This window comes from Streptomyces sp. R28 (assembly GCF_041052385.1).
Classification (GTDB): domain Bacteria; phylum Actinomycetota; class Actinomycetes; order Streptomycetales; family Streptomycetaceae; genus Streptomyces.
On record NZ_CP163439.1, the window covers coordinates 3685132 to 3708391 of the forward strand.

18 protein-coding genes and 2 tRNA genes are annotated in these 23260 nt (G+C 68.3%); 4 read left to right on the plus strand and 16 right to left on the minus strand.

Translation table 11 applies throughout. From position 1 onward, the window contains the following. Window positions 1–38: 38 nt before the first annotated feature. The 10 genes from AB5J49_RS16255 to AB5J49_RS16300 all read right to left on the minus strand — a co-directional run bounded on the left by AB5J49_RS16255 (window position 39) and on the right by AB5J49_RS16300 (window position 13728). The gene (locus AB5J49_RS16255) at window positions 39–1544 is read right to left on the minus strand and encodes a CHAD domain-containing protein (RefSeq protein ID WP_369169351.1); all 1506 of its coding nucleotides are present in this window, start codon (window positions 1542–1544) and stop codon (window positions 39–41) included. Between the two features lie 212 nt (window positions 1545–1756). Then, entirely contained in the window at window positions 1757–2956 is a 1200-nt protein-coding gene (rodA, locus tag AB5J49_RS16260) for a rod shape-determining protein RodA (RefSeq protein WP_369169352.1), read from the minus strand. Continuing rightward, window positions 2953–5214 carry a penicillin-binding protein 2 gene (gene mrdA, locus AB5J49_RS16265; RefSeq protein ID WP_369169353.1) on the minus strand — a complete coding sequence of 754 codons (2262 nt, stop codon included), beginning with the start codon at window positions 5212–5214 and terminating at the stop codon, window positions 2953–2955. The genes rodA and mrdA overlap by 4 nt, the downstream gene beginning before the upstream one ends. 140 nt (window positions 5215–5354) lie before the next feature. Next, window positions 5355–6047: a rod shape-determining protein MreD gene (gene mreD / locus AB5J49_RS16270; protein WP_369169354.1), complete on the minus strand. Its 693-nt coding sequence runs from the start codon at window positions 6045–6047 to the stop codon at window positions 5355–5357. Between the two features lie 13 nt (window positions 6048–6060). Next, window positions 6061–7014: a rod shape-determining protein MreC gene (gene mreC / locus AB5J49_RS16275; RefSeq protein ID WP_369169355.1), complete on the minus strand. Its 954-nt coding sequence runs from the start codon at window positions 7012–7014 to the stop codon at window positions 6061–6063. Between the two features lie 203 nt (window positions 7015–7217). Continuing rightward, complete coding sequence (locus AB5J49_RS16280; RefSeq protein WP_004931372.1) at window positions 7218–8237, minus strand: rod shape-determining protein; 1020 nt, start codon at window positions 8235–8237, stop codon at window positions 7218–7220. A gap of 268 nt (window positions 8238–8505) precedes the next feature. Next, window positions 8506–8919 carry a nucleoside-diphosphate kinase gene (gene ndk, locus AB5J49_RS16285; RefSeq protein WP_004001296.1) on the minus strand — a complete coding sequence of 138 codons (414 nt, stop codon included), beginning with the start codon at window positions 8917–8919 and terminating at the stop codon, window positions 8506–8508. 86 nt (window positions 8920–9005) lie between these two features. Then, window positions 9006–9362: a DUF4233 domain-containing protein gene (locus AB5J49_RS16290; protein WP_369169356.1), complete on the minus strand. Its 357-nt coding sequence runs from the start codon at window positions 9360–9362 to the stop codon at window positions 9006–9008. Between the two features lie 9 nt (window positions 9363–9371). Further along, window positions 9372–10874 carry a folylpolyglutamate synthase/dihydrofolate synthase family protein gene (locus AB5J49_RS16295; RefSeq protein ID WP_369169357.1) on the minus strand — a complete coding sequence of 501 codons (1503 nt, stop codon included), beginning with the start codon at window positions 10872–10874 and terminating at the stop codon, window positions 9372–9374. 202 nt (window positions 10875–11076) lie between these two features. After that, window positions 11077–13728: a valine--tRNA ligase gene (locus tag AB5J49_RS16300; RefSeq protein WP_369169358.1), complete on the minus strand. Its 2652-nt coding sequence runs from the start codon at window positions 13726–13728 to the stop codon at window positions 11077–11079. Between the two features lie 136 nt (window positions 13729–13864). On the opposite strand from AB5J49_RS16300, the gene AB5J49_RS16305 reads away from it, so the two are divergent. Beyond that, window positions 13865–14833: a hypothetical protein gene (locus AB5J49_RS16305; protein ID WP_369169359.1), complete on the plus strand. Its 969-nt coding sequence runs from the start codon at window positions 13865–13867 to the stop codon at window positions 14831–14833. Between the two features lie 83 nt (window positions 14834–14916). Here AB5J49_RS16305 and clpX read toward each other — a convergent pair whose 3' ends face one another. From clpX to AB5J49_RS16330, 5 genes are all read right to left on the minus strand, one after another. After that, entirely contained in the window at window positions 14917–16200 is a 1284-nt protein-coding gene (gene clpX, locus AB5J49_RS16310; RefSeq protein ID WP_369169360.1) for an ATP-dependent Clp protease ATP-binding subunit ClpX, read from the minus strand. A gap of 179 nt (window positions 16201–16379) precedes the next feature. Further along, window positions 16380–17060, minus strand: coding sequence for an ATP-dependent Clp protease proteolytic subunit (locus tag AB5J49_RS16315; protein ID WP_274238924.1), 681 nt, complete (start codon window positions 17058–17060; stop codon window positions 16380–16382). A gap of 50 nt (window positions 17061–17110) precedes the next feature. Next, entirely contained in the window at window positions 17111–17716 is a 606-nt protein-coding gene (locus AB5J49_RS16320) for an ATP-dependent Clp protease proteolytic subunit (RefSeq protein ID WP_369175152.1), read from the minus strand. Window positions 17717–18095: 379 nt separating this feature from the next. After that, the gene (tig, locus tag AB5J49_RS16325) at window positions 18096–19490 is read right to left on the minus strand and encodes a trigger factor (protein WP_369169361.1); all 1395 of its coding nucleotides are present in this window, start codon (window positions 19488–19490) and stop codon (window positions 18096–18098) included. A 211-nt stretch (window positions 19491–19701) separates the two neighbouring features. Beyond that, a tRNA-Pro gene (locus tag AB5J49_RS16330) sits at window positions 19702–19778 on the minus strand. A 164-nt stretch (window positions 19779–19942) separates the two neighbouring features. Here AB5J49_RS16330 and AB5J49_RS16335 point away from each other — a divergent pair. Beyond that, window positions 19943–20013, plus strand: a tRNA-Gly gene (locus AB5J49_RS16335). A gap of 68 nt (window positions 20014–20081) precedes the next feature. Here AB5J49_RS16335 and AB5J49_RS16340 read toward each other — a convergent pair. Then, window positions 20082–20291 (minus strand): hypothetical protein, encoded by a 210-nt coding sequence (locus AB5J49_RS16340; RefSeq protein WP_369169362.1) that lies wholly within the window; start codon window positions 20289–20291, stop codon window positions 20082–20084. Window positions 20292–21731: 1440 nt separating this feature from the next. On the opposite strand from AB5J49_RS16340, the gene AB5J49_RS16345 reads away from it, so the two are divergent. Together AB5J49_RS16345 and AB5J49_RS16350 are read left to right on the plus strand one after the other, a co-directional pair. Next, window positions 21732–21902: a hypothetical protein gene (locus tag AB5J49_RS16345; RefSeq protein WP_369169363.1), complete on the plus strand. Its 171-nt coding sequence runs from the start codon at window positions 21732–21734 to the stop codon at window positions 21900–21902. 852 nt (window positions 21903–22754) lie between these two features. Continuing rightward, window positions 22755–22994, plus strand: a complete 240-nt coding sequence (locus AB5J49_RS16350) for a DUF6083 domain-containing protein (protein ID WP_369175153.1) — start codon at window positions 22755–22757, stop codon at window positions 22992–22994. Window positions 22995–23260 lie beyond the last annotated feature (266 nt).

Sequence of the window (23260 nt, forward strand, 5' to 3'; positions counted from 1 at the left end):
CTAACGCGGCCGCGACCACCCCCCGTACGCCCGGAAGGTCAGAGGGCGTCCGCCTCGTCCTTGATCCCGTCCCAGAACCCGGGCAGCTCGGCCTCCACGGCCTCCGCCCGCTGCTCCTCACGCCCGTAGAGCAGCCCGTATGTGAAGGCGCTCTCCCCCGCCGCGTGGGCGACCGCGGACAGCTCGCGCAGGGTCTGCCGGGCCATCACGCTGTCCTGGTGCTCCCCGAGCAGGTTCTGCAGGGACTTCATGGACTTGACCATGGCCTTGGCGGGCTTGCCGAGGACAGGGCGGGCCGTCTCGGCCGCGTAACGGGTGCGCTTGGTCTTCTTGCGGGCCTCGTGGATCGCGACGTCCCGGTCGGTGCCGGGCTCCAGCTCCAGCGCCTGTCCGACGAGCCCGGTGACCTTCCGGAAGTCCTTCCGCACGGCCTTGGCGATCACCTTGCGGGGCTTCTTCCCGGCCGCCTTCAGCAGCGGCGGGTCCGCGATCAGCGCGTCCAGGGTGTCGAGCAGGGTGAGGTAGCGCTGGGAGTCCAGGACGCCGATCAGCTTGCCGCGGGCCCCGCCGTGCTTGGCGCTCGCCCAGGTGCCCAGGCGCTCCGCGATCGGGCCGGAGACCAGGGTGTGGGGCACCTCGTCGAGGGCCGCCGTCAGGCGCTCGGTCAGCACCTCGCGGTCCCGGTCCACGCCCAGTTCGCCGGCCAGCCACTTCAGCTCGTCGCCGATCGGGTCGGTGACGGCCCGGTCCAGGACCTTGCCGTACGACTTGAAGGTGCTGCGCATCCGGCGGGTGGCGACGCGCATGCTGTGCACGGAGTCCTCGACGTCCTGGCGTACGGCCGGGTCGAGCTCGACGATCGCGTCCCGCTGGGCACGGACGTACGCGAGCACATGGTCACCGGCGGTCACGGGGGCGCCGAGCGAGGCGGCGGAACGCTTCTTCTTGGGTGCGGTCTCCGCGAGGGCCCGGCCCAGCTTGGAGAAGGACGCGGACGGCCGCACGCCCGCCTTGCGCAGCCGCTTCTCCACCTTGTCGAGGAAGGCCGGGTCGCCGCCGTCGGCGAGCTCCACCTCGATCTCGGTCCACTGGGCGTCTCCGACGCCGCCACTGAGCCGCTCGGCGCGCACGGCGTCCACGCTGACCTCCGCCAGCAGCCGTCCCTCCGCGTCGAGGAGGTCACGCACATCACGGTCCGATCGCAGCCGGACCACGGGCAGCAGTTCGACGGCCCGGACCCGGGAGCGGACCAGAGCGGCGAGCTCGTCGGGGAGGGTGTCGGAGAGCGGGGCGCGGATCTCGTCGCGGACGCCCTCGGAGACGGGGAACTTCAGGTGCCAGCCCGCGTCCGATCCGCCGGTGCGGCGGCGCAAGGTGATCGAGGACGCGGTGAGGCGTTCGTCCGCGGTGTCGTAATAGGTGGCGTCCAGGTGGACCACACCCTTGTCGACGACGGTCTCGACCCCCGCGACGCCGGTCAGGTCGGGCAGGCCGCTGTGGTCGGATTCGTACTTCCGCTCAATCTCGCGCTTTGTGTCCGCCATGACCCGAATCTAGTGCGAGTCACGACGTGGTGACAGGGCTTACCAGCCATGAACCCCAGGTAAACCGATTCGGCCCGTCCGGCGACGGAGGACGACACCGTGCATGCCGAAGCGGGGGCCTGGTGGCCCAGGGGGACCTGAGGGACGGCACCCTCCCCAGGACGGCCGCCCTGGCCAACGGCGACCGCCCACACGGCCCCACCACCAAAGGCCTACGCGGACATCGGCCGCTGCACCCGGATCGACTGCAGCAACCCCACCGCCACCCACACCGCGAACATCGACGATCCGCCGTACGACACGAACGGCAGCGGCAGACCGGTCACCGGCATGATCCCCAGGGTCATCCCGATGTTCTCGAACGCCTGGAAGGCGAACCACGCCACGATGCCCGCCGCGACGATCGTCCCGTACAGCTCGGTCGTCTCGCGCGCGATACGGCAGGCCCGCCACAGGATCACGCCGAGGAGCAGGATGATCAGCCCGCCGCCGACGAAGCCCAACTCCTCCCCCGCCACCGTGAAGACGAAGTCGGTCTGCTGCTCCGGCACGAACTGGCCGGTCGTCTGCGAGCCGTGGAACAGCCCCGAGCCCGACAGTCCGCCCGAACCGATCGCGATGCGTGCCTGGTTGGTGTTGTAGCCGACGCCCGCGGGGTCGAGGCTGGGGTTCGCGAAGGCCGCGAACCGGGCGATCTGGTAGTCGTCCAGGACGCCCAGCTGCCAGACCGCGATGGCGCCCGTCGTCCCCGCGCCGATCAGCCCGAAGACCCAGCGGTTGGAGGCCCCGGACGCGAGCAGCACGCCCAGCACGATCACCACCATCACCATGACCGAGCCGAGGTCGGGCATGAGCATCACGACCAGCATCGGTACGGCGGCCAGGCCCAGCGCCTGCACCACCGTGCGATGGTCGGGGTACTGCTTGTCCCCCGCGTCCACTCTCGTGGCCAGCAGCATCGCCATGCCCAGGATGATCGTGATCTTCACGAACTCCGAGGGCTGGAGGGAGAAGCCGCCGGGGAGCTTGATCCAGGAGTGGGCGCCGTTGATCGTGGAGCCGAGCGGGGTGAGCACCAGCAGGATCAGGAAGACCGAGAGGCCGTACAGGATCGGCACCGCGGTGCGCAGGGTGCGGTGCCCCAGCCAGACCGTGCCGACCATCAGGGCGAGCCCGATGCCGGTGTTCAGCAGATGCCGGACCAGAAAGTAGTACGGGTCGTCCTGGTTGAGCTCGGTGCGGTTGCGGGTCGCCGAGAAGACGAGCAGCGAGCCGATCAGCGACAGTGTCGTCGCCGCCAGCAGTATCGGCCAGTCGAGCCGACGGGCGAGCGAGTCGCGGGCGAACAGGCGGGTCCAGCCCGCCCGTTCGGGCCCGTACCCGGAGACCTGGAAGCTGTTGACGCCGGTCATGTGAGCAACCTCCGGCTTCCCCGCCTGCGGCTCCTGCTGCGCCTGCGCCGGGTGTCCCGGTTCTCGGCCGTGGGCGTCGCGACCGTCCCGGCGAGCGGCTGCTCGTCCGGCGCGGCCTCGTTCTTCTGACTGGCCCGCTGCTCCTTCGCCGGGTCCTTGGAGACCTTCGGCGAGGTGATGGTCCCGTCCGTCCGGACCTTCGGCAGGTTCTTCTGCGGCGTCGACAGCAGCGCGTTCTTCTTGTTGATCGTGCCGTCGTCGGAGACGCCGTACAGCGCGTCGTAGATGTTGCGCACGGCCGGACCCGAGGCGCCGGAACCCGTACCACCCTGGGAGATCGTCATGACGACCGCGTAGTCCTTGGTGTACGTCGCGAACCACGAGGTCGTCTGCTTGCCGTAGACCTCCGCGGTACCGGTCTTGGCGTGCATCGGGATCTTGTCCTGCGGCCAGCCGACATCGGCGAACCGCCAGGCGGCGGTGCCGCGGGTGGCCACGCCGGCGAGGGCGTCGTCCATCTCGGCGAGCGTCTGCCGGCTCATGGGCAGCTTGCCGTGCGACTTGGGCTCGATCTCCTGGACGCTCTTGCCGTCGGCGCTGAGGACGGCCTTGCCGACGGTGGGGTCGTACAGCGTGCCGCCGTTGGAGATGGCCGCGTAAATGGTGGCCATCTGGATGGGGGTGACGAGGGTGTCGCCCTGTCCGATGGAGTAGTTGACCGAGTCACCGGCGCGCATCCGGTTGCCTTCGAGGCAGTTCTCGTAGGCGATCTGCTCGGCGTACGAGCCGCCCTTCTTGCCGTACTTGCACCAGGCGTCCTTGTTGGCCTTCCAGTAGTCCTGCTTCCACTTGCGGTCGGGGATGCGGCCGGTGACCTCGTTGGGGAGGTCGATGCCGGTCTCCGCTCCGAGGCCGAACTGGTGGGCGGTCTTGTAGAACCAGTCCTTGGCGTTCTTCTTCGGCTTGGTGCCCCCGTCCCGCTTCCACTCCTCGTGCGAGAGGCGGTAGAAGACGGTGTCGCAGGAGACCTCCAAGGCGCGGCCCAGGCTGATCGGGCCGTACCCCCTGACCTCGAAGTTCTTGAAGACCTGGCCGCCGATCGAGTACGAGCTGGAGCACTGGTAGGGGCCGTCGAAGGAGTAGCCCGCGTTGACCGCGGCGGCGGTCGGGACGACCTTGAAGATGGAGCCGGGCGCCGACTGCCCCTGGATCGCGCGGTTGAGCAGCGGGTAGTTGGAGGCTTTGCCCGTGAGCTTCTTGTAGTCCTTGGCGGAGATGCCGCCCACCCAGGCGTTCGGGTCGTACGTCGGGTTGGACGCCATGGCGACGATGCGGCCGGTCTTGGCCTCCATCACGACGACCGCGCCCGAGTCGGCCTTGTACCGCTCGTTGGTGTTGCGGTCCCACCCCTCGCGGGCCTTTTTCATGGCGTCGTTCAGCTCGTACTCGGCGACCCGCTGCACGCGGGCGTCGATGCTGGTGACGAGGTTGGAGCCGGCCTGAGCGGCGTCGGCCTCGGCCTGGCCGATGACCCGGCCGAGGTTGTCGACCTCGTAGCGGGTGACGCCGGCCTTGCCGCGCAGTTCCTTGTCGTACTCGCGCTCCAGGCCGGAGCGGCCGACCTGGTCGGAGCGCAGGTAGGGCGAGTCGGTGTCCTGGGCCTGCTGGAGTTCCTCGTCGGTGACCGGGGAGAGGTAGCCGAGGACCTGGGCGGTGTTGGCCTCGCCGGGGCTCGGGTAGCGGCGGAGGGCCTGCGGCTCGGCGGTGATGCCGGGGAAGTCCTCGGCGCGCTCACGGATCTGCAGGGCCTGCTTGGGGGTGGCCTCGTCGGTGATGGGGATCGGCTGGTACGGCGAGCCGTTCCAGCAGGGCTGCGGCGTCTCGGCGTCGCACAGCCGGACCTTCTCCATGACCTCCTTGGGCGTCATGCCCAGCACACCGGCCAGCTTGGTGAGGACGGCCTTGCCGTCGTCCTTCATCTTCAGTAGGTCGGTGCGAGAGGCGGAGACCACGAGCCGTGTCTCGTTGTCGGCGAGGGGCACTCCGCGTGCGTCCAGGATCGAGCCGCGGACTGCGGGCTGGACGACCTGCTGGACGTGGTTGCCGGACGCCTCCTTGGCGTAGGCGTCGCCCTCGCGGATCTGCAGGTACCACAGGCGACCGCCGAGGGTGCCGAGGAGGGAGAGGACGAGGACTTGGATGACGATGAGCCGGATCTGGACGCGTGGCGTCCGGCCGGTCTCGGGGATGTTGGTCACTGCGGCTGCCTCCCCCTCTCAGTGCGAGTACCGGTGCGAGTACCAGTGCGCATACGACTGTGTGTGTACGAGTGATGAACGAAGGGCCCGCGAGGCCGGGTTCCGGCTGTGCTCACTCGTTCCGGTGAACTCCGCTGCCCTCACAGCCGCTTGACCCCCTTGATGCGCCCGGCGCGCGCCGTCCGCGCCCGCCCGGCCTTCACCTTCAGGCCGCTCTTCACACCGCCGAGCCCACCGCGCTGGCCGCCGATGCGCAGGCCGGTGCCGCCGGAGAGCCAGCCGGAGGAGATGCTGGGCTTCTTCGCCTGGGAGTTGGTCTCGGCGAGCGGGTCGTTCTCCGCGCGCCGGGCCAGCGCCATGATGCCGGGCACCACGAACGGCGCCAGCAGCAGGTCGTACAGCGCGGCCGTGAACAGCAGGCTGCCGAGCCCGACATGGCGGGCGGCGGTGTCGCCGACGAGGGCGCCGACGAGGGCGTACAGCAGAGTCGATCCGATCGCGGCGACGACCACGACCACCATCGGCCCGGTGGCCGATTTGAGCCGGCCGTTCTCCGGCTTGGCGAGCCCGGCGAGGTAGCCGATCACACACAGCACCAGCGCATAGCGGCCGGCGGCGTGGTCGGCGGGCGGGGCGAGATCGGCGAGCAGTCCGGCGCCGAAGCCGACGAGGGCGCCGCCGACATGGCCGTAGACCATGGCGAGGCCCAGGACGGTCAGGAGCAGCAGGTCGGGGACGGCGCCCGGGAGGTGGAGGCGGGCGAGGACGCTCACCTGGACCACCAGGGCGACGACGACCAGGGCGGAGGAGAGCAGGATCCGGTTGACGCGCATGTGGCTTCAGCTCCTACTGCTCTTGCTCGTACTGGTATTGGCCGTCGACCGGGGGCACGCCGGACGGCGTGACGGTCACCGTCACGGTGGGCCTGGGAGTCGGCTCGGGTTTGTCGGGGAGCACGGTGTCGCGTGGGTCCTTCGCGGGGGCCTGGACGACGACACCGACGATGTCGAGCTTGCTGAAGCCGACGTACGGCGTGACGTACAGGGTGCGGGTCAGGTTGCCGCCGGACGGGTCGACACGGGAGACGACTCCGACGGGGACGCCGGGCACGAAGGGCTTGTCGGCCTGCGAGCCGAAGGTGACCAGGCGGTCGCCCTTCTTCACCTCGGCCTTGCCGTTGAGGAGTTCGACGCGCAGCGGTCGGTCGCCCTGGCCGGAGGCGAAGCCGAGCTCGTCGCTGGACTCCATGCGGGTGCCGACGGTGAAGTCGGGGTCGTTGGCGAGGAGGACGGTCGCGGTGTTCGGGCCGACGGTGGTGACCCGCCCGACCAGCCCGTCCCCGTTCAGGACGGTCATGTCGCGCTGGATGCCGTCGTTCGCGCCGGCGTCGATGGTGATCGTCCAGGAGAAGCCCTGGGCCGCTCCTATGGCGATGACCTCGGCGCCCTTGATGCCGTACTGGCCCTGGCCCGCGATCTTCAGCATCTCGTCCAGCTGCCGCAGCCGACTGCGGTCGCGGTCGTCGCTGCCCAGCTTCGCCTTGAGGGCGGCGTTCTCCTGCTCCAGCCGGGCGAGTCGGTCGTGGCGCTCGCCGGAGTCGCGGATCGCGGCGACCGCGTTGCCGACCGGGTCGACCGCCGCGGACACGCTGTTCTCGATCGGGCCGAAAACCGTGGCGGCGGCGGATCGGGCGCCGTCGACAGGGGAATCCTCACCGCCGCGGATGTCCACCGTGATCAACGCGAACGCGATGGCGATCAGCAGCACCAGGAGCAGCCGGCTCTCTCGTGTGTCCCTCACGTGCGGCGGCCGTGCCCTTCCTCATAGGAATTGCGGAAACCCCTGGGAAACCCGAAGGGTTCTGTATACGGAGTTTGTCTGCGGAGCTTGTAGGCAGAGCATGTATGCGGATGTTCGAGGCTCTTCGGGGAGCTTATGCCTCTATATCAACGATCCGCCGTACGAGAGGAGATCATCCCGTACGGCGGAATCGAAGAGTTACGTCATCTGCGCGGCTGGGCATCCAGCACCTGCTGCAACGCCTCGAACTCCTCGACGCACTTGCCGGAGCCGAGCGCAACGCTGTCCAGCGGGTCCTCGGCGATGTGGATCGGCATGCCGGTCTCGCGGCGCAGGCGCTCGTCGAGGCCGCGCAGCAGGGCGCCGCCGCCGGTCAGAACGATTCCTCGGTCCATGATGTCGCCGGACAGCTCCGGCGGGCACTTGTCGAGGGTCGTCTTCACCGCGTCGACGATCGCGTTGACCGGCTCCTCGATGGCCTTGCGCACTTCGGCCGCGGAGATGACGACGGTCTTCGGCAGCCCGGAGACCAGGTCCCGGCCGCGGATTTCGGTGTGCTCGTCAGCGTCGAGGTCGTACGCCGAACCGATCGTGATCTTGATCTGCTCGGCCGTGCGCTCACCCAGCAGAAGGGAGTACTCCTTCTTGATGTGCTGGATGATCGCGTTGTCCAGCTCGTCGCCCGCGACGCGGATGGACTGGGCGGTGACGATGCCGCCGAGGGAGATGACCGCGACCTCCGTGGTGCCGCCGCCGATGTCGACCACCATGTTGCCCGTGGCCTCGTGGACCGGCAGGCCGGAGCCGATGGCCGCGGCCATGGGCTCCTCGATGATGTGCACCTGGCGGGCGCCGGCCTGGGACGACGCCTCGATGACGGCGCGGCGCTCGACGCCCGTGATGCCCGAGGGCACACAGACGACGACCCGCGGACGAGCCAGATACCGCCGCTTGTGGATCTTCAGGATGAAGTAGCGGAGCATCCGCTCGGTGATCTCGAAGTCGGCGATCACGCCGTCCTTCAACGGACGTACGGCAACGATGTTGCCGGGCGTGCGCCCGATCATCTTCTTCGCTTCGGCACCGACCGCGAGGATGCCACCGGTGTTGGTGTTGATCGCGACGACGGACGGCTCGTTGAGTACGATCCCGCGACCCCTGACGTACACCAGCGTGTTGGCGGTCCCGAGGTCGACAGCCATGTCACGGCCGATGAACGACATTGAGTTCCCCATCAGGATTCGTCTGGCCTTCCTGGGAGCTTTTGATGGCTTTTCAGGTCGGCGAAGTGGGTGCTGTGACGTGAAGGCTTCCATCGTAGACGCGCCTTCGCGAACACTGCGGGAGGGTCTTCGCCATTGTCATCAGATGGCGAGTCGCCCCGCTTGTGGAGACGGGCCATCGGGGGCACTCGTTCCCTCGATCGCCGCGCATATGCACTCGGGTGTGGAGACTTGTCCCCACACCCTTTTGGTTCAACCGCCGCAGGCGCTACGCGCGGCCCGGAAAGAAGATCTTCACCTCGCGCTCGGCGGACTCCTCGGAGTCGGACGCGTGGATGAGGTTCTCGCGGACGATCACACCGTAGTCACCGCGGATGGAGCCCGGCGCGGCGGCGATCGGGTCGGTCGGGCCGGCGAGCTGACGCAGCCCCTCGATGACCCGCTCGCCCTCGACGATCAGCGCGACGACCGGGCCCGAGGCCATGAACTCCACCAGCGGCTCGTAGAAGGGCTTGCCCTTGTGCTCGCCGTAGTGCTGCTCCAGCGTCTCCTGGTCCAGCGTGCGCAGCTCCAGCGCGGTGATCTGCCAGCCGGCCTTGCGCTCGATACGGCTGATGATCTCGCCGGTCAGGCCTCGACGGACGGCGTCGGGCTTGAGGAGGACGAGGGTGCGCTGGGTCACGGAAGGGCTCCTTCTTACTGCCGGGGTGCGGTGGGATGAGGTTACAGGGCGTGTCCAGGAGCTTGTTACGCAGTGTCAGCTTGCACTCAGGCGCCGGAAGGGCTGCTTTCGCCGGCCTGCGCCGCGAATCTCGCCTTCGCCTCGTCGACCTTCTTGCCGAAGTGGACCGACGCCCACCACAGCGCCGCGAAGATCACGCCCAGGAAGAACATCGTCGGGACGATGAAGCCGGAGGCGATCAGCGCGATCTGCAGGGCCCAGCCGAGGGCCACGCCGCCGGGGCGGGTCACCAGACCGCACAGCAACACGCACAGGAACATCGCGATGCCGCTGACCGTCCACACCGTCGACATGGACAGGTCGGGATCCTTCATGGCGACCAGACCGGCGAAGCCGATGACGAAAAACTCGCCGATCAGGGTCGAGGAACAGAGCGTACGCATCTTCCGGACTCAGCCCTTCCCGAGCAGCAGCCGGGCTTCGCCGACCGTGATGACGGACCCGGTGACCAGCACACCGCCGCCCGCGAACTCGCCCTCTTCCTCGGCCAGCGTGATCGCGGCCTCCAGGGCGTCCGGCAACCGCGGCTCGACCTGCACGCGCTCGTCACCGAAGATCTCGACGGCGATGGCGGCGAGTTCGTCGGCGTCCATGGCGCGGTGCGAGGAGTTCTGCGTGACGACGATCTCGGCGAAGATCGGCTCGAAGGCCTCCAACAGCCCGCGCACGTTCTTGTCGCCGCTCGCGCCCACGACGCCGATCAGCCGGCTGAAGTCGAAGGCCTCCCCGATCGCCTCGGCGGTGACCCGCGCGCCGGCCGGGTTGTGGGCCGCGTCCAGCACGACGGTCGGCGACCGCCGTACGACCTCCATCCGCCCCGGCGAGGCGACGGCGGCGAACGCCTTGCGGACGGTGTCGATGTCGAGCGGCTCGGCCCGCACGGCGCCGACGCCGAAGAACGCCTCCACGGCGGCGAGGGCGACGGCGGCGTTGTGCGCCTGGTGCGCGCCGTGCAACGGCAGATACACCTCGGTGTACTCACCGCCCAGCCCGCGCAGGGTCGCCAGCTGCCCGCCGACGGCGACCTGCCGCGACACGACCCCGAACTCGAGTCCCTCGCGGGCCACGGTCGCGTCGACCTCGACGGCCTTCTTCAGCAGCACCTGTGCCGCGTCCACCGGCTGCTGGGCCATGATCACGGTGGCGTCCTGCTTGATGATGCCGGCCTTCTCGCCGGCGATCTCGCCCGGAGTGGTGCCGAGGCGGTCGGTGTGGTCGAGGTCTATGGGCGTCACGACGGCGACATCACCGTCGATGACGTTCGTGGCGTCCCAAGAACCGCCCATCCCCACTTCCACGACGGCGACATCGACGGGCGCGTCGGCGAAGGCGGCGTACGCCATGCCCGTGAGCACCTCGAAGAAGGACAGGCGGTACTCCTGCGAGGCGTCGACCATCTCGATGTACGGCTTGATGTCGTGGTACGTCTCGATGAAGCGCTCGGCGGAGATCGCGGCGCCGTCGAGGCTGATCCGCTCGGTGATCGACTGGACGTGCGGCGAGGTGTAACGGCCGGTGCGCAGCTCGAAGGCGCCGAGGAGGGCCTCGATCATGCGGGCGGTCGTCGTCTTGCCGTTGGTGCCGGTGATGTGGATCGAGGGGTACGACCGCTGCGGCTCGCCCAGTACGTCCATGAGCGCGGCGATCCGCGCGACGGACGGCTCCAGCTTGGTCTCGCCCCAGCGCGTCGCGAGCTCCGCCTCGACCTCGCGCAGGGCCTTGTCGACCTCGGGGTCCTCGGGGCGCGCGGGCACGTCTGCGCTCGGGGCTCCGCCCTGGGTGCGCAGGGTTCGGCTGCCGGCCTCGATGACCGCGAGATCGGGGTCGCGGTCGGTTTCCGCCGCGATGATCTCTTCGAAGGGGTCGAGGGGGTCGGGCTCGTTCTGGTCGCTCACGGGGCCAGTCTACGGAGGGCGACTGACAGTGCGCCCACGGAGTGGGGTGCGTCGTGTTGCCCGGCGGCTGCGGGTGCGTTGCGGCGGTCGCGCCCACGCGGCTGAGCCGCACATCGACACGGCCCCGCACCCCGAGGAGGGTCGGCGAAGGCCCCCGGAATCCGCCAAGAAGCTCCGGGGGCCTTCATCGCCGTACGAACACCTAGGCCTGCGGCAGGCGCTCCAGCTGTGCGGCAATCCGCGCGATGTCCTCGTCCGCCTTCGCCAGGCGGCCGCGGATCTTCTCCACGACGTTGTCGGGGGCCTTCGCGAGGAACGCCTCGTTGCCGAGCTTGGCCGTGGCCTGGGCCTTCTCCTTCTCGGCGGCGGCGAGGTCCTTGGCCAGGCGCTTGCGCTCGGCCGCGACGTCGATCACGCCCGAGAGGTCCAGCGCGACCTCCGCGCCCGCCACCGGCAGCGTCGCCGTGGCCGCGAAGGCCTCGCCCTCCGGCTGCAGGCGCAGCAGCTGGCGGATGGCCGGCTCGTGCGGGGCGAGCGCCGTGCCGTCCAGGGTCAGGCGGGCCGGGACGCGCTGGCCCGGCTGCAGGCCCTGGTCGGCGCGGAAGCGGCGGACCTCGGTGATGACCTGCTGCAGAACGGCGATCTCCTGCTCGGCCGCCGCGTCCCGGAAGCCACCCGGTGCGTCAGCACCAGGAACAGACACAGCCTTCGGCCACTCGGCGATCACGACCGACTCGCCGCCCGTGAGGGTGGTCCACAGGGTCTCCGTGACGAACGGGACCACCGGGTGCAGCAGCTTGAGAGTGACGTCGAGGACCTCACCCAGGACGCGCTTGCTGACCTCGGCCGCCTCGCCGCCCGCCTGGAACGTCGTCTTGGACAGCTCGACGTACCAGTCGAAGACCTCGTCCCAGGCGAAGTGGAAGAGCGCGTCGGACAGCTTGGCGAACTGGAAGTCGTCGTAGAACGCGTCGACTTCGGCCACCACCGAGTTCAGCCTCGACAGAATCCAGCGGTCCGTCGACGACATCGCCGACGGCTCCGGCAGGGGCCCGTCCACCGTCGCGCCGTTCATCAGCGCGAAGCGGGTCGCGTTCCAGATCTTGTTGGCGAAGTTCCGGGAACCCTGGACCCAGTCCTCGCCGATCGGGACGTCGACGCCGGGGTTCGCGCCACGGGCAAGGGTGAACCTCAGCGCATCGCTGCCGTACTTGTCCATCCAGTCCAGCGGGTTGACCGCGTTGCCGAAGGACTTCGACATCTTCTTGCCGAACTGGTCACGGACCATGCCGTGCAGGGCGATGGTGTGGAACGGCGGGGTGCCGTCCATCGCGTACAGGCCGAACATCATCATCCGGGCGACCCAGAAGAAGAGGATGTCGTAGCCGGTGACCAGGACGGAGTTCGGGTAGAACTTCGCGAGCGACTCGGTCTGTTCGGGCCAGCCGAGGGTCGAGAAGGGCCAGAGGCCGGAGGAGAACCAGGTGTCGAGGACGTCGGTGTCCTGACGCCAGCCCTCACCGCTCGGCGGCTCCTCGTCGGGGCCGACGCAGACGACCTCACCCTCCGGGCCGTACCAGACCGGAATGCGGTGACCCCACCACAACTGCCGCGAAATACACCAGTCGTGGAGGTTGTCGACCCAGTCGAAGTACCGCTTCTCCATCTCCTGCGGATGGATCTTGACCTTGCCGTCACGGACCGCGTCACCGGCGGCCTTCGCGAGCGGGCCGACCTTGACCCACCACTGCATGGACAGGCGCGGCTCGATGGTGGTCTTGCAGCGCGAGCAGTGGCCGACCGAGTGGACGTACGGCCGCTTCTCGGCGACGATCCGGCCCTCGGCGCGCAGCGCGGCGACGATGGCCGACCGGGCCTCGAGGCGGTCCAGGCCCTGGAAGGGACCGTGCGCCGTGATGACCGCGTGCTCGTCCATGACGGTGAGGGACGGCAGGCCGTGCCGCTGGCCGATCTCGAAGTCGTTCGGGTCGTGGGCCGGGGTGACCTTGACGGCGCCGGTGCCGAACTCGGGGTCGACGTGCTCGTCGGCGACGACGGGGATACGGCGGCCGGTGAGCGGCAGCTCGATGTCACGGCCGACGAGATGACGGTACCGATCGTCCTCCGGGTGGACGGCGATGGCGGTGTCGCCGAGCATCGTCTCCGCGCGGGTCGTCGCCACGACGATGGAGTCGTCGCCCTCGCCGTAGCGGATGGAGACGAGTTCGCCGTCGTCGTCCTGGTACTCCACCTCGATGTCCGAGATGGCGGTCAGGCAACGCGGGCACCAGTTGATGATGCGCTCGGCGCGGTAGATCAGCTCGTCGTCGTAGAGCCGCTTGAAGATGGTCTGGACGGCCTGGGACAGCCCCTCGTCCATGGTGAAGCGCTCGCGCGACCACGCGACGCCGTCACCGAGGCGGCGCATCTGTCCGCTGATCTGCCCGCCGGACTCGGCCTTCCACTGCCAGACCCGCTCGACGAAGGCCTCACGGCCCAGGTCGTGCCGGGACTTGCCCTCCTTGCCGAGCTCGCGCTCGACGACGTTCTGCGTGGCGATACCGGCGTGGTCCATGCCGGGCTGCCACAGCGTCTCGTAACCCTGCATGCGCTTACGGCGGGTGAGGGCGTCGATGAGGGTGTGCTCGAAGGCGTGCCCGAGGTGCAGGCTGCCCGTGACGTTCGGCGGCGGGATGACGATGGTGTACGGCGGCTTCTCGCTCTTCGCGTCCGCCTCGAAGTAACCCCGCTCTACCCAGCGCTCGTACAGCGGCCCCTCTACATCGGCCGGCGCGTACTGGGTCGGCAGTTCGGTGTCGGGCGCTGGTGGCTGCTGCTGAGCGTTCTCGGTCACCCGCTCAGTTTAGGGGTGTCCCCGGCGTGTCCCGAAACGCGTTTGTTCTGTAACGGTGGGCACCCCGATGCCATGCGTGCACTGTGATTGCGCCAGGATGTCGTGAACGCATAAGCATCTGGAGGGGAACCCAGAAATGAGCTACAACCAGCCGGGCCCGTACGGCGGGCAGCCCCAGCAGCCCGGCCCGTACGGCCAGCCAGGTCCGTACGGCCAGCAGCCCCAGGCGCCCCAGCCCGGCTACGGCTACCCCCAGCAGGCCCCTCCGGCCCAGCCCCAGCCCGGTTACGGCTATCCGCAGCAGCCCCCCGGCGTCCCGCCGCAGCAGCCGAACCCGTACGGCCAGCAGCCTCCCTACGGCCAGGCGCCGTACGGGATGCCGCAGCCGCCGGCGCCGGGTGGCGGGAACAAGAAGACCGGCCTGATCATCGGCGCGGTGGCCGTCGTGGCCGCGATCGGCGTGGGGGCGTACTTCGTGCTCGGCGGCGGAGGTGGCGCCGGCGCGGGCAACCTCGAGGACGACGGGGCGCACAAGCTGGCGACTCCGGAGAAGCTGCTCAGCGAGTACACACGGGCCACCAAGGAAGGCCAGGCGTCCGGCGGCGACGACCCGGTGTCGGAACTGGAGAAGAGCGGCATCAAGAACGGCACGACCGTGCTCGGCGGCTACTCGACCGCTGACCTCTCCAACTACGACCCCAGCGACCCGAACAGCACCACGCCGGACCTGACCGAGCTGGCGACCGCCAAGGGCATCACGTTCGTGGGTGCCTACGGTGAGATCTCCGACCCGGAGAAGGCTCTGGACGCCTTCTTCGCGAGCATGAAGAAGTCGTCCGAGGAGAGCTCCTCCTCCAGCACTCCCAAGACCGAACTGGTCGGCGATCCGGAAGCAGCCGACATCGACGGCGCCGTCATGAAGTGCCAGGCCGCCAAGGGCCAGGACTTCATGACGAAGAAGGAGAAGACCAACTGGTTCTGTGTCTGGGCCGACTACAGCACCCTCACCATGGTGTCGCCGAACGATGCCACCACGGACATCACCAAGGACGTGGCCATCGACATCACCTCGAAGGTGCGCCAGGAGATCCGCGTCAAGGCCTGACGCCGTACGCCTCAACCACGAAGGGGCCCCGGTCGGTCGACCGGGGCCCCTTCGTACGTCTGCTCCGTACGTCCGCGGTGCGGCTACGCCGACTTCTGCTCGCCCGGTCCGCGGCGCGCCTCTCGCGGAATCAGCGTCGGGTTCACGTTCGAGTGAACGACGTCCGCCGTGATGACGACCCGGGCGACGTCCTTGCGGGACGGCACCTCGTACATCACCGACATCAGGACCTCCTCCATGATGGCGCGCAGGCCGCGCGCGCCGGTCTGGCGGAGGATTGCCTGGTCGGCGATGGCCTCCAGCGCCTCGCGCTCGAAGTCGAGCTCCACGCCGTCGAGTTCGAAGAGGCGCTGGTACTGCTTCACCAGCGCGTTACGCGGCTCGACGAGGATCTGGAGCAGGGCCTCGCGGTCGAGGTTGTGGACCGAGGTGATGACGGGGAGGCGGCCGATGAACTCGGGGATCATGCCGAACTTGACCAGGTCCTCGGGCATGACGTCCTCGAACTGGTCCTTGGCCTCCAGCTCGCGCTTGGAGCGGATCGTCGCGCCGAAGCCGATGCCCTTGGCGCCCGCCCGGGACTCGATGAGCTTTTCCAGGCCCGCGAAGGCACCGCCCACGATGAACAGGACGTTCGTCGTGTCGATCTGGATGAACTCCTGGTGCGGGTGCTTGCGGCCGCCCTGGGGCGGGACCGAGGCCGTCGTGCCCTCCAGGATCTTCAGCAGGGCCTGCTGGACGCCCTCACCGCTGACGTCCCGCGTGATCGACGGATTCTCACTCTTCCGCGCGACCTTGTCGATCTCGTCGATGTAGATGATCCCGGTCTCGGCCTTCTTGACGTCGTAGTCGGCCGCCTGGATCAGCTTCAGCAGGATGTTCTCGACGTCCTCGCCGACGTAGCCCGCCTCCGTCAGCGCCGTCGCGTCGGCGATGGCGAACGGGACGTTCAGCATGCGCGCCAGGGTCTGCGCGAGCAGCGTCTTGCCGGAGCCCGTGGGGCCCAGCAGCAGGATGTTGGACTTCGCCAACTCGATGGCGTCCTCGCGGCTTTGGCCGCCGCCGTTCTCGCCGGCCTGAACGCGCTTGTAGTGGTTGTAGACGGCGACGGAGAGGGCCTTCTTCGCCGCCTCCTGGCCGACCACGTACCCCTCGAGGAACTCGTAGATCTCGCGCGGCTTGGGCAGTTCCTCCCAGCGGACCTCACTGGTCTCCGCGAGTTCTTCCTCGATGATCTCGTTGCAGAGATCGATGCACTCGTCGCAGATGTACACACCAGGGCCTGCGATGAGCTTCTTGACCTGCTTCTGGCTCTTGCCGCAGAACGAGCACTTGAGCAGATCGCCGCCGTCACCGATGCGTGCCACGGTGTGCTTCCCCTTCGCCTGGGAGACGCCTGGACGTTTTCGAATCCAGCGGCTCCTGGTGCTGCCTTATGTCGACGGTACCTTGCCTGGCCCCCCGTTCGGGCCCCCCTTGGCGCGGTTCACTTTGACGTGCACCGTCTCAAACCGTGCCAAGGGGCAGCAGACACTACCCGTCCGCGTCAGCGAACGTCGGCGTTGTTCATCTTCCGGGTGGAGATGATCTGGTCGATCAGCCCGTACGACAGCGCGTCCTCGGCCGTGAGGATCTTGTCGCGCTCGATGTCCTCGCGGATCTTCTCGATCGGCGTGGTGGAGTGCTTGGCCAGCATCTCCTCCAGCTGCGCGCGCATCCGGAGGATCTCGTTGGCGGCGATCTCCAGGTCGGAGACCTGACCGCGGCCGGTCTCACTGTACGGCTGGTGGATCAGCACCCGCGCGTTGGGCAGCGCCATGCGCTTGCCGGGCGTGCCGGCGGCCAGCAGGATGGCGGCGGCGGAGGCCGCCTGGCCCATGCAGACCGTCTGGATGTCCGGCTTCACGAACTGCATCGTGTCGTAGATGGCCGTGAGCGCGGTGAAGGAGCCGCCCGGGCTGTTGATGTAGACCGAGATGTCCCGGTCGGGGTCCATCGACTCCAGGCACAGCAGCTGCGCCATGACGTCGTTGGCGGAGGCGTCGTCGATCTGCACGCCGAGGAAGATCACGCGCTCCTCGAAGAGCTTCGCGTACGGGTCGTACTCGCGAATGCCCTGCGAGGTGCGCTCGACGAAGCGCGGGATGACGTACCGGGACTCGGCCACGGGGCCCGCGTACTCGGCGCGTGTGCGGTCGTACAGGCCGTTGCCGGGGAAGTCGTTCACTATCTGTCTCCTAGGGGCTGAGGCGGTCGACTGGGGGCTGTCCTGGGGCCTCAGGCCCCGGTGCCGCCGCCGCCCGGCATACCGGCGGCCGTGGGAATCACGTCGTCGATGAGGCCGTACTCCTTGGCCTCGAGGGCGTCGAACCAGCGGTCGCGGTCCGAGTCCCGGGTGATCTGCTCGATCGTCTGACCGGTGTGCTGCGACGTGAGCTCGGCCATGCGCTTCTTGGTGTGCAGCAGCCGCTCGGCGTGGATCTTGATGTCGGAGGCCGAGCCGGCCAGACCCGCGGAGGGCTGGTGGATCAGGATCTCGGCGTTCGGCAGCGCGAAGCGCTTGCCGGGGGTGCCCGCGCTGAGCAGGAACTGGCCCATCGAGGCGGCGAGGCCCATGGCGATGGTCACCACGTCGTTCTTGATGAACTGCATGGTGTCGTAGATCGCCATGCCGGCCGTGATCGAGCCGCCGGGGCTGTTGATGTAGAGGTAGATGTCCTTGTCCGGGTCAGCGGCAAGGAGCAGCAGCTGTGCGGTGATCTTGTTCGCGATGTCGTCGTCGACCGGCTGGCCGAGGAAGATGATCCGCTCGTTGAGCAGCCGGTTGTAGACCTGGTCGCCGAGGCCACCACCGATGGAAGGCTCGCCGGCGGCGGAGGGCATCAGATTCGTCACGTATCCACCTGCTCGTCTTACGACGGCGCCGGGCCGTCTTACGTCTTCTGTGGGCAACGGGGGCTCCCCTGCCCTCATATTCATGGACCCTAACGCGCAGGCCGGGCAGTGCCATCCCGGTTCCGTGAGTGTTCGCCGGGGGCGTAGCGCGGCGGCTTCGCCGAGTGGGCCGGGATTCTCGCCGCAGCTTCGCCGGGCAGGGGGCGGCCGCGGCTCGATCGTGGCTGGTCGCGCCCGCGCGGCGGGCCTCAGATCGATACGGCCCCCGCGCACCCGGAGGGGCGCCGCACTCAGCCGGTACGACAGAAGGGCCCCGGGGATGGTGCATCCCCAGGGCCCTTCCTACGAGCTGCAAGGCGCCGTGGGCTCAGCCCTCGGTCTTCTCCTCGGCGGCCTCGTCGGCGGTGCCCTCGGCGGCCTCGACCGCCTCCGTGGCCTGCTCGACCTCGTCCTCGTCGTCCAGGTCGATGACCTCGCCGTTGGTGTCCTTGACCGTGGCCTTCTCGACCACGACGGCCAGGGCCTTGCCGCGGGCGACCTCGCCGACCAGGAGCGGAACCTGGCCGCCCTCGACGACCGCCTGGGCGAACTGGTCGGGGGACATGCCGGAGGAAGCGGCGCGGCGCATGAGGTGCTCGGTGAGCTCCTCCTGGTTGACGTTCAGCTTCTCCTGCTTGACGAGCTCGTCGAGGACGAACTGCGTCTTGATGCCCTTGACCGCGGCTTCCTTGGTCTCGGCGTCGAACTCCTCGACCGTCTTGCCCTGGATCTCGAGGTACTTCTCGAGGTCGAGACCCATCTGGCCGAGCTGGTGGTGCTCGAGGTTGTGCTTACGGGTGTTGATCTCGTCCTCGAGCAGCTTCTCGGGGACGGGCACCTCGACCAGCTCCAGCAGCTTCTCCAGGACACGCTCCTGGGCCTGCGTGGCCTGGTCGTACTGCTTCATGTTCTCGAGGCGCTTGCGGCTGTCGGCCTTGAGCTCGTCCAGGGTGTCGAACTCGGAGGCGAGCTGCGCGAACTCGTCGTCCAGCTCGGGCAGTTCGCGCGCGGCGACCTGGGTGACCTTGACGGTGACCTCGGCCTCCTTGCCCGCCGCCGAGCCGCCCTTGAGCTCGGACGTGAAGGTGGCCTCAGTGCCGGCCTCCAGGCCCTTCACGGCGTCGTCGATGCCGTCCAGCAGCTCGCCGGAGCCGATGGTGTAGGAGACGCCCTCGGCGACTCCGTCCTCCAGGACCTCGCCCTCGACCTTGGCCTGCAGGTCGAGGGTGACGACGTCGCCGTCCTCGGCGGCACGCTCGACCGGGGAGGTCGAGGCGAAGCGCTCGCGGAGCTGCTCGACCGACTTCTCGACGTCCTCGTCGCTGACCTCGACGGCGTCGACCTCGACCTCGATGCCGGAGTAGTCCGGGATCTCGATGGTCGGGCGGATGTCGACCTCGGCGGTGAAGTTCAGCGTCTCGCCGTCCTTCAGCTCGGTGATGTCGACCTCGGGCTGGCCCAGGACGTTGAGCTCGGCCTCGTTGACCGCCTCGGTGTAGAACTTCGGAAGCGCGTCGTTGACCGCCTCCTCCAGGACCGCACCGCGGCCGAACCGCTGGTCGATGACGCGGGCCGGGATCTTGCCCTTACGGAAGCCCTTCACCGTGACCTGCTGGTTGATCTTCTTGTACGCCGCGTCGAGGCTGTCCTTGAGCTCCTCGAAGGGCACCTCGACAGTGAGCCGAACCCGGGTCGGGTTCAGGGTCTCCACGGCGCTCTTCACGGTTCGGTCTCCTTGTGGCTGACTTCTTGGGTTCTGCCGGAGCCAGACTGGTTCCGGCGGATTCGCCGCCCGGAGGACCTCGTGACTTCTGTACGGAGAGACACACGGGCGTGCAGCTTGCATAGTAACGGCAGCGGCGACACGTCCCAAAGGCGATCAAGGGACGCGATCACCCGAGGTCGTCGCGCGTGTGGCCGGTGTGGACCGGTCGTGGTCGGGGTGGCGGGATTTGAACCCACGGCCTTCCGCTCCCAAAGCGGACGCGCTACCAAGCTGCGCCACACCCCGTGTTGGTGCGACACGTAGGGTACATGCCCGCAGGCAGTGGGGCCGCCGCATTTCGCCGACGCCGGTCGCGGTCCCGGGCGTGTGGCAACGGGTGTGCGTCGAGGGGGCGTGACCCGCTACGATGCCTGCAGTGCCGCGGTCACCTGACCTGCGGCGCGTCCTGTGCGGGCGTAGCTCAATGGTAGAGCCCTAGTCTTCCAAACTAGCTACGCGGGTTCGATTCCCGTCGCCCGCTCTGTACGTCGAAGGCCCAGGCGAGAGGTCGTTTCCTCTCCCTGGGCCTTCCGCATTCCTCGGGCCGAATCAGCCCTCCGTGCCCCCTGCGTGCCCCTTCGAGCGAGGCCGGCGCTTCAGAGCGTCCACGATCATCACGTCAACGCCGCTCGCAATCTCGCGCTCTCGCTTGCGCGAACCGTGCTGATAGATCAGCGCCGCACGGGTCGAACTCTGGCCGAGCCGGGTCATCAGCTCGCGCGTGCTGGCGTCCGTCTGAGACGCCAGGGTGTTGCCCATATGCCGAAGATCATGGAAGCGCAGTCCCTTGATCCCAACCTCGGCACAAACCTTGTGCCATAGCCCGTTGAAGTGGTTACGACGAGGAGTGGCACCCTTACACACCACCGGCCCGCACTGCGGCCCCCCGCGCGGCTCGAGGGCTCGGGGCTTCGCTCCTGCCTTCGGCCCGCGCCGCCCCGGCCCCCGGCCCCGCGGCACCAAGTTGCCCCGGGGTGATCACGCTTTTCACTCTGGCCCGCCAAGGGCCGACGCACCGGACCGAGCCTGAACCCCAACCATGATCCACACCACCAGGTCCGACCTGGGGACAACGGCACTGCCCCACAGGCCCGATCGCACGGTCCGCCACGGACCAACAGACGCTTTGATCCAAAAGACAGGTGCGCGACGGCTCGGTGCTGTCGAACCCTCCGGGCCGTGGCGGGAGAAGATCAGGGAGGGGCGAGTCGCCTAGCGGATTTCCGCAGGTCAGAGCAAGCCTCCGGCGGGGGATCGGCCGACACCGGGATGGAGGGGGCGCCGTTCCCGGCTGCGGGCCCGTAGTGGTGTGCGCGGGGAGCTCCCATCCCGTCCACCATCGTCCCAGGCAGAGCCGAGCAGACGCGGCCCATGGCGTCCAGGTCGTTCGTACAGTGGCGCGCTCCACCTGGACGCCATGAACCACGCCCGCTCCACGGTGTGTGGGTCGACGGCGGACGGGATGGGAGCTGGGGTGGACGGTGGGTCGAGGAGGGAAGCGGGTGCGGCTTGGCACGCCCTGTACCGGTGCTTTGCCGCACCGCAAGGCTGCAGGCCCTGCCCGTGCAATAGCCTTCCCGCGGAGGGGTGCCATGTCTGCGTGGATCATGTTGGGTTCCGGCTGCTTTGTCGTAGTCCTGGGCGTGTTGACCTTGACCGGCAGCCGGGGAATCGCAGAGTACGCGCGGTCGCCTAGGGCTGGTTGGGGTCGGATAGCGATGGGGGGCGGCTTCGTCCTGGACGGCGGAGCTAGACTTCTCGACTTCTCTTTCGGAGCGGGGATGGTTGTTTCCACCATTGCCCTGGGGATCATCGTGCTCGGTGCGGTGCTTCAACTCCAGGCTGGAGTGTTCGCCAAGGCTCGTCATGCTGGCGACGCAAATTGAGCGGCGCCAGTACTCCCCGGCCAGGACAACCGTCAAGTGGGCCACCGATGTCTGACACCAGCGGCTGACACCAACAGCCGCGAACACGGCCGGATTCCGACGCACTTCAGCGGCTGGCGTCGAGTCGCTCTATCGGCGAAACGCAGGCTTCGGTAGGCGCCGTGATCGACCTGATAAGGATGAGGCCGCACCGCAAAGCCTCTGCACGACAGGGCGCCGTCCTCAATTCATGGACGGCGCCCTGCTGGATTGATTGAGACTTCGCCGACCTCGCGTGATCGCTATGGTGCGTACCACAGACAAGGGAGGTCTGATGGCTGACTACGCCACCCACGCTCAAAACGCCCGCGAACTGCTCGAAGCGGTTGATGCGAAGTCCGCGGCCAAGAAGCGTCAGTACGACACAGCCATCGCGGCGGCTCAGGTTGAGGCGATCTTGGCCCTGGCCGCAGCCGAGCAGGGAATAGGCGCAGACACACGCTGACCCCTCCGTATCGGCCTGTCGTACAGCAGCGGAGTACAGCAACCACGCCGGCCGCGCTGTCGCCATGGCCGTCCGCCCAGCCGACCAGGACGAGGAACTCCCACCACGCTTGTAGGCAATCGGACCGGACACACGCCGAGGGCCTGACCACCGTGGTCAGGCCCTCGGTGCGGTACAGCAGCGACCTGTCAGTGCTTGAGGGAGCCTTTGGACCGTTCTTTCGCGCCGCGCATCATGCCCCGTGCTTCGAGAGCGGCGCCTTTTGCTTCGAGGGTTCCTTTGTGCACAGCGTGGGCCGCCTTCCGCACAGTCTTTCCGACCACCTGTTCGGCCTTCGCCTTGGCCCGTTCTCCGGCACTCATCTCAGTACCTCCGCGGAGTGTCGCTGGCCGTGTGCCCATGAAGCAGGCGGCAAAACTAGTCCGGGGGATGTGCCGATCGTGGACGGCCGAGTGCACCCCCGCTCGGGCCGTCTCTGGGCCGTGCGGGGGTGCTCAATGACGACCAACGCTGACAACCACCGACGGCTAAGTCGCAGGTCGCAGCGTTGACCGAATGCACGGCCGCAGGTCAGAGACCCGGCCCGTCACTTCTTCGGCTACTGACCGCAGCCGACGTTGCTTGAGCCGCTCATCCGCCGGCCCAGGTGAGGCACGATCACCGAACGAGGCTGAATCGCTACCTACTGCGATCCGGTCAGATTCACGCACACTCGAACACATGGGGGCATTGAGGGATCAAGAGCGGTTATGCCATCACTGCGGTGAGGCGCGCCCAACCGTGTGCGATCGAGGCCGAATCGACCTCATGGCGAGGCTCTGCGAGTCGTGCTGGAACATCCTCGCGAACGAGATGGCCGAACTCGATGGGGCCGCAGCCGCACCAAGGTCCGACCCTGACCCCGACGACGTGTCATGGATCGAGCCGCCAACTTGTCCCAAGTGCGGCGCCCCGGTTCGTGTCTACCCAACCAACTACGACCGGTGGGTGAGCCTGGCCATGGTGGAGTTGCCCGCCAAAGACGTCCCAGAGCCCTTCCGCTGGCGTTTGACGAAGCTCCCGGGCCGATCCTCCATCACCGCCACAGCATGATGTGCGTACCCGACTGAAGAGGGCCCAAGCGGCCCGGGAGAGCCTCAGAGCCCGTGTCCTTCTCGTGCCCGATCGGACGGCATCCAGCGGGGAGCACAAAGGAACGACGGCGAGCGCACCAGGAACGCGCAGGTCGACGTTCTCCCAGATGAGCCGACATCCTCATACGCGATCTTCCAAACTAGCTACGCGGGTTCGATTCCCGTCGCCCGCTCCATACGGCTCAGGGCCAGGTCAGAGGATGATTCCTCGACCTGGCCCTGATC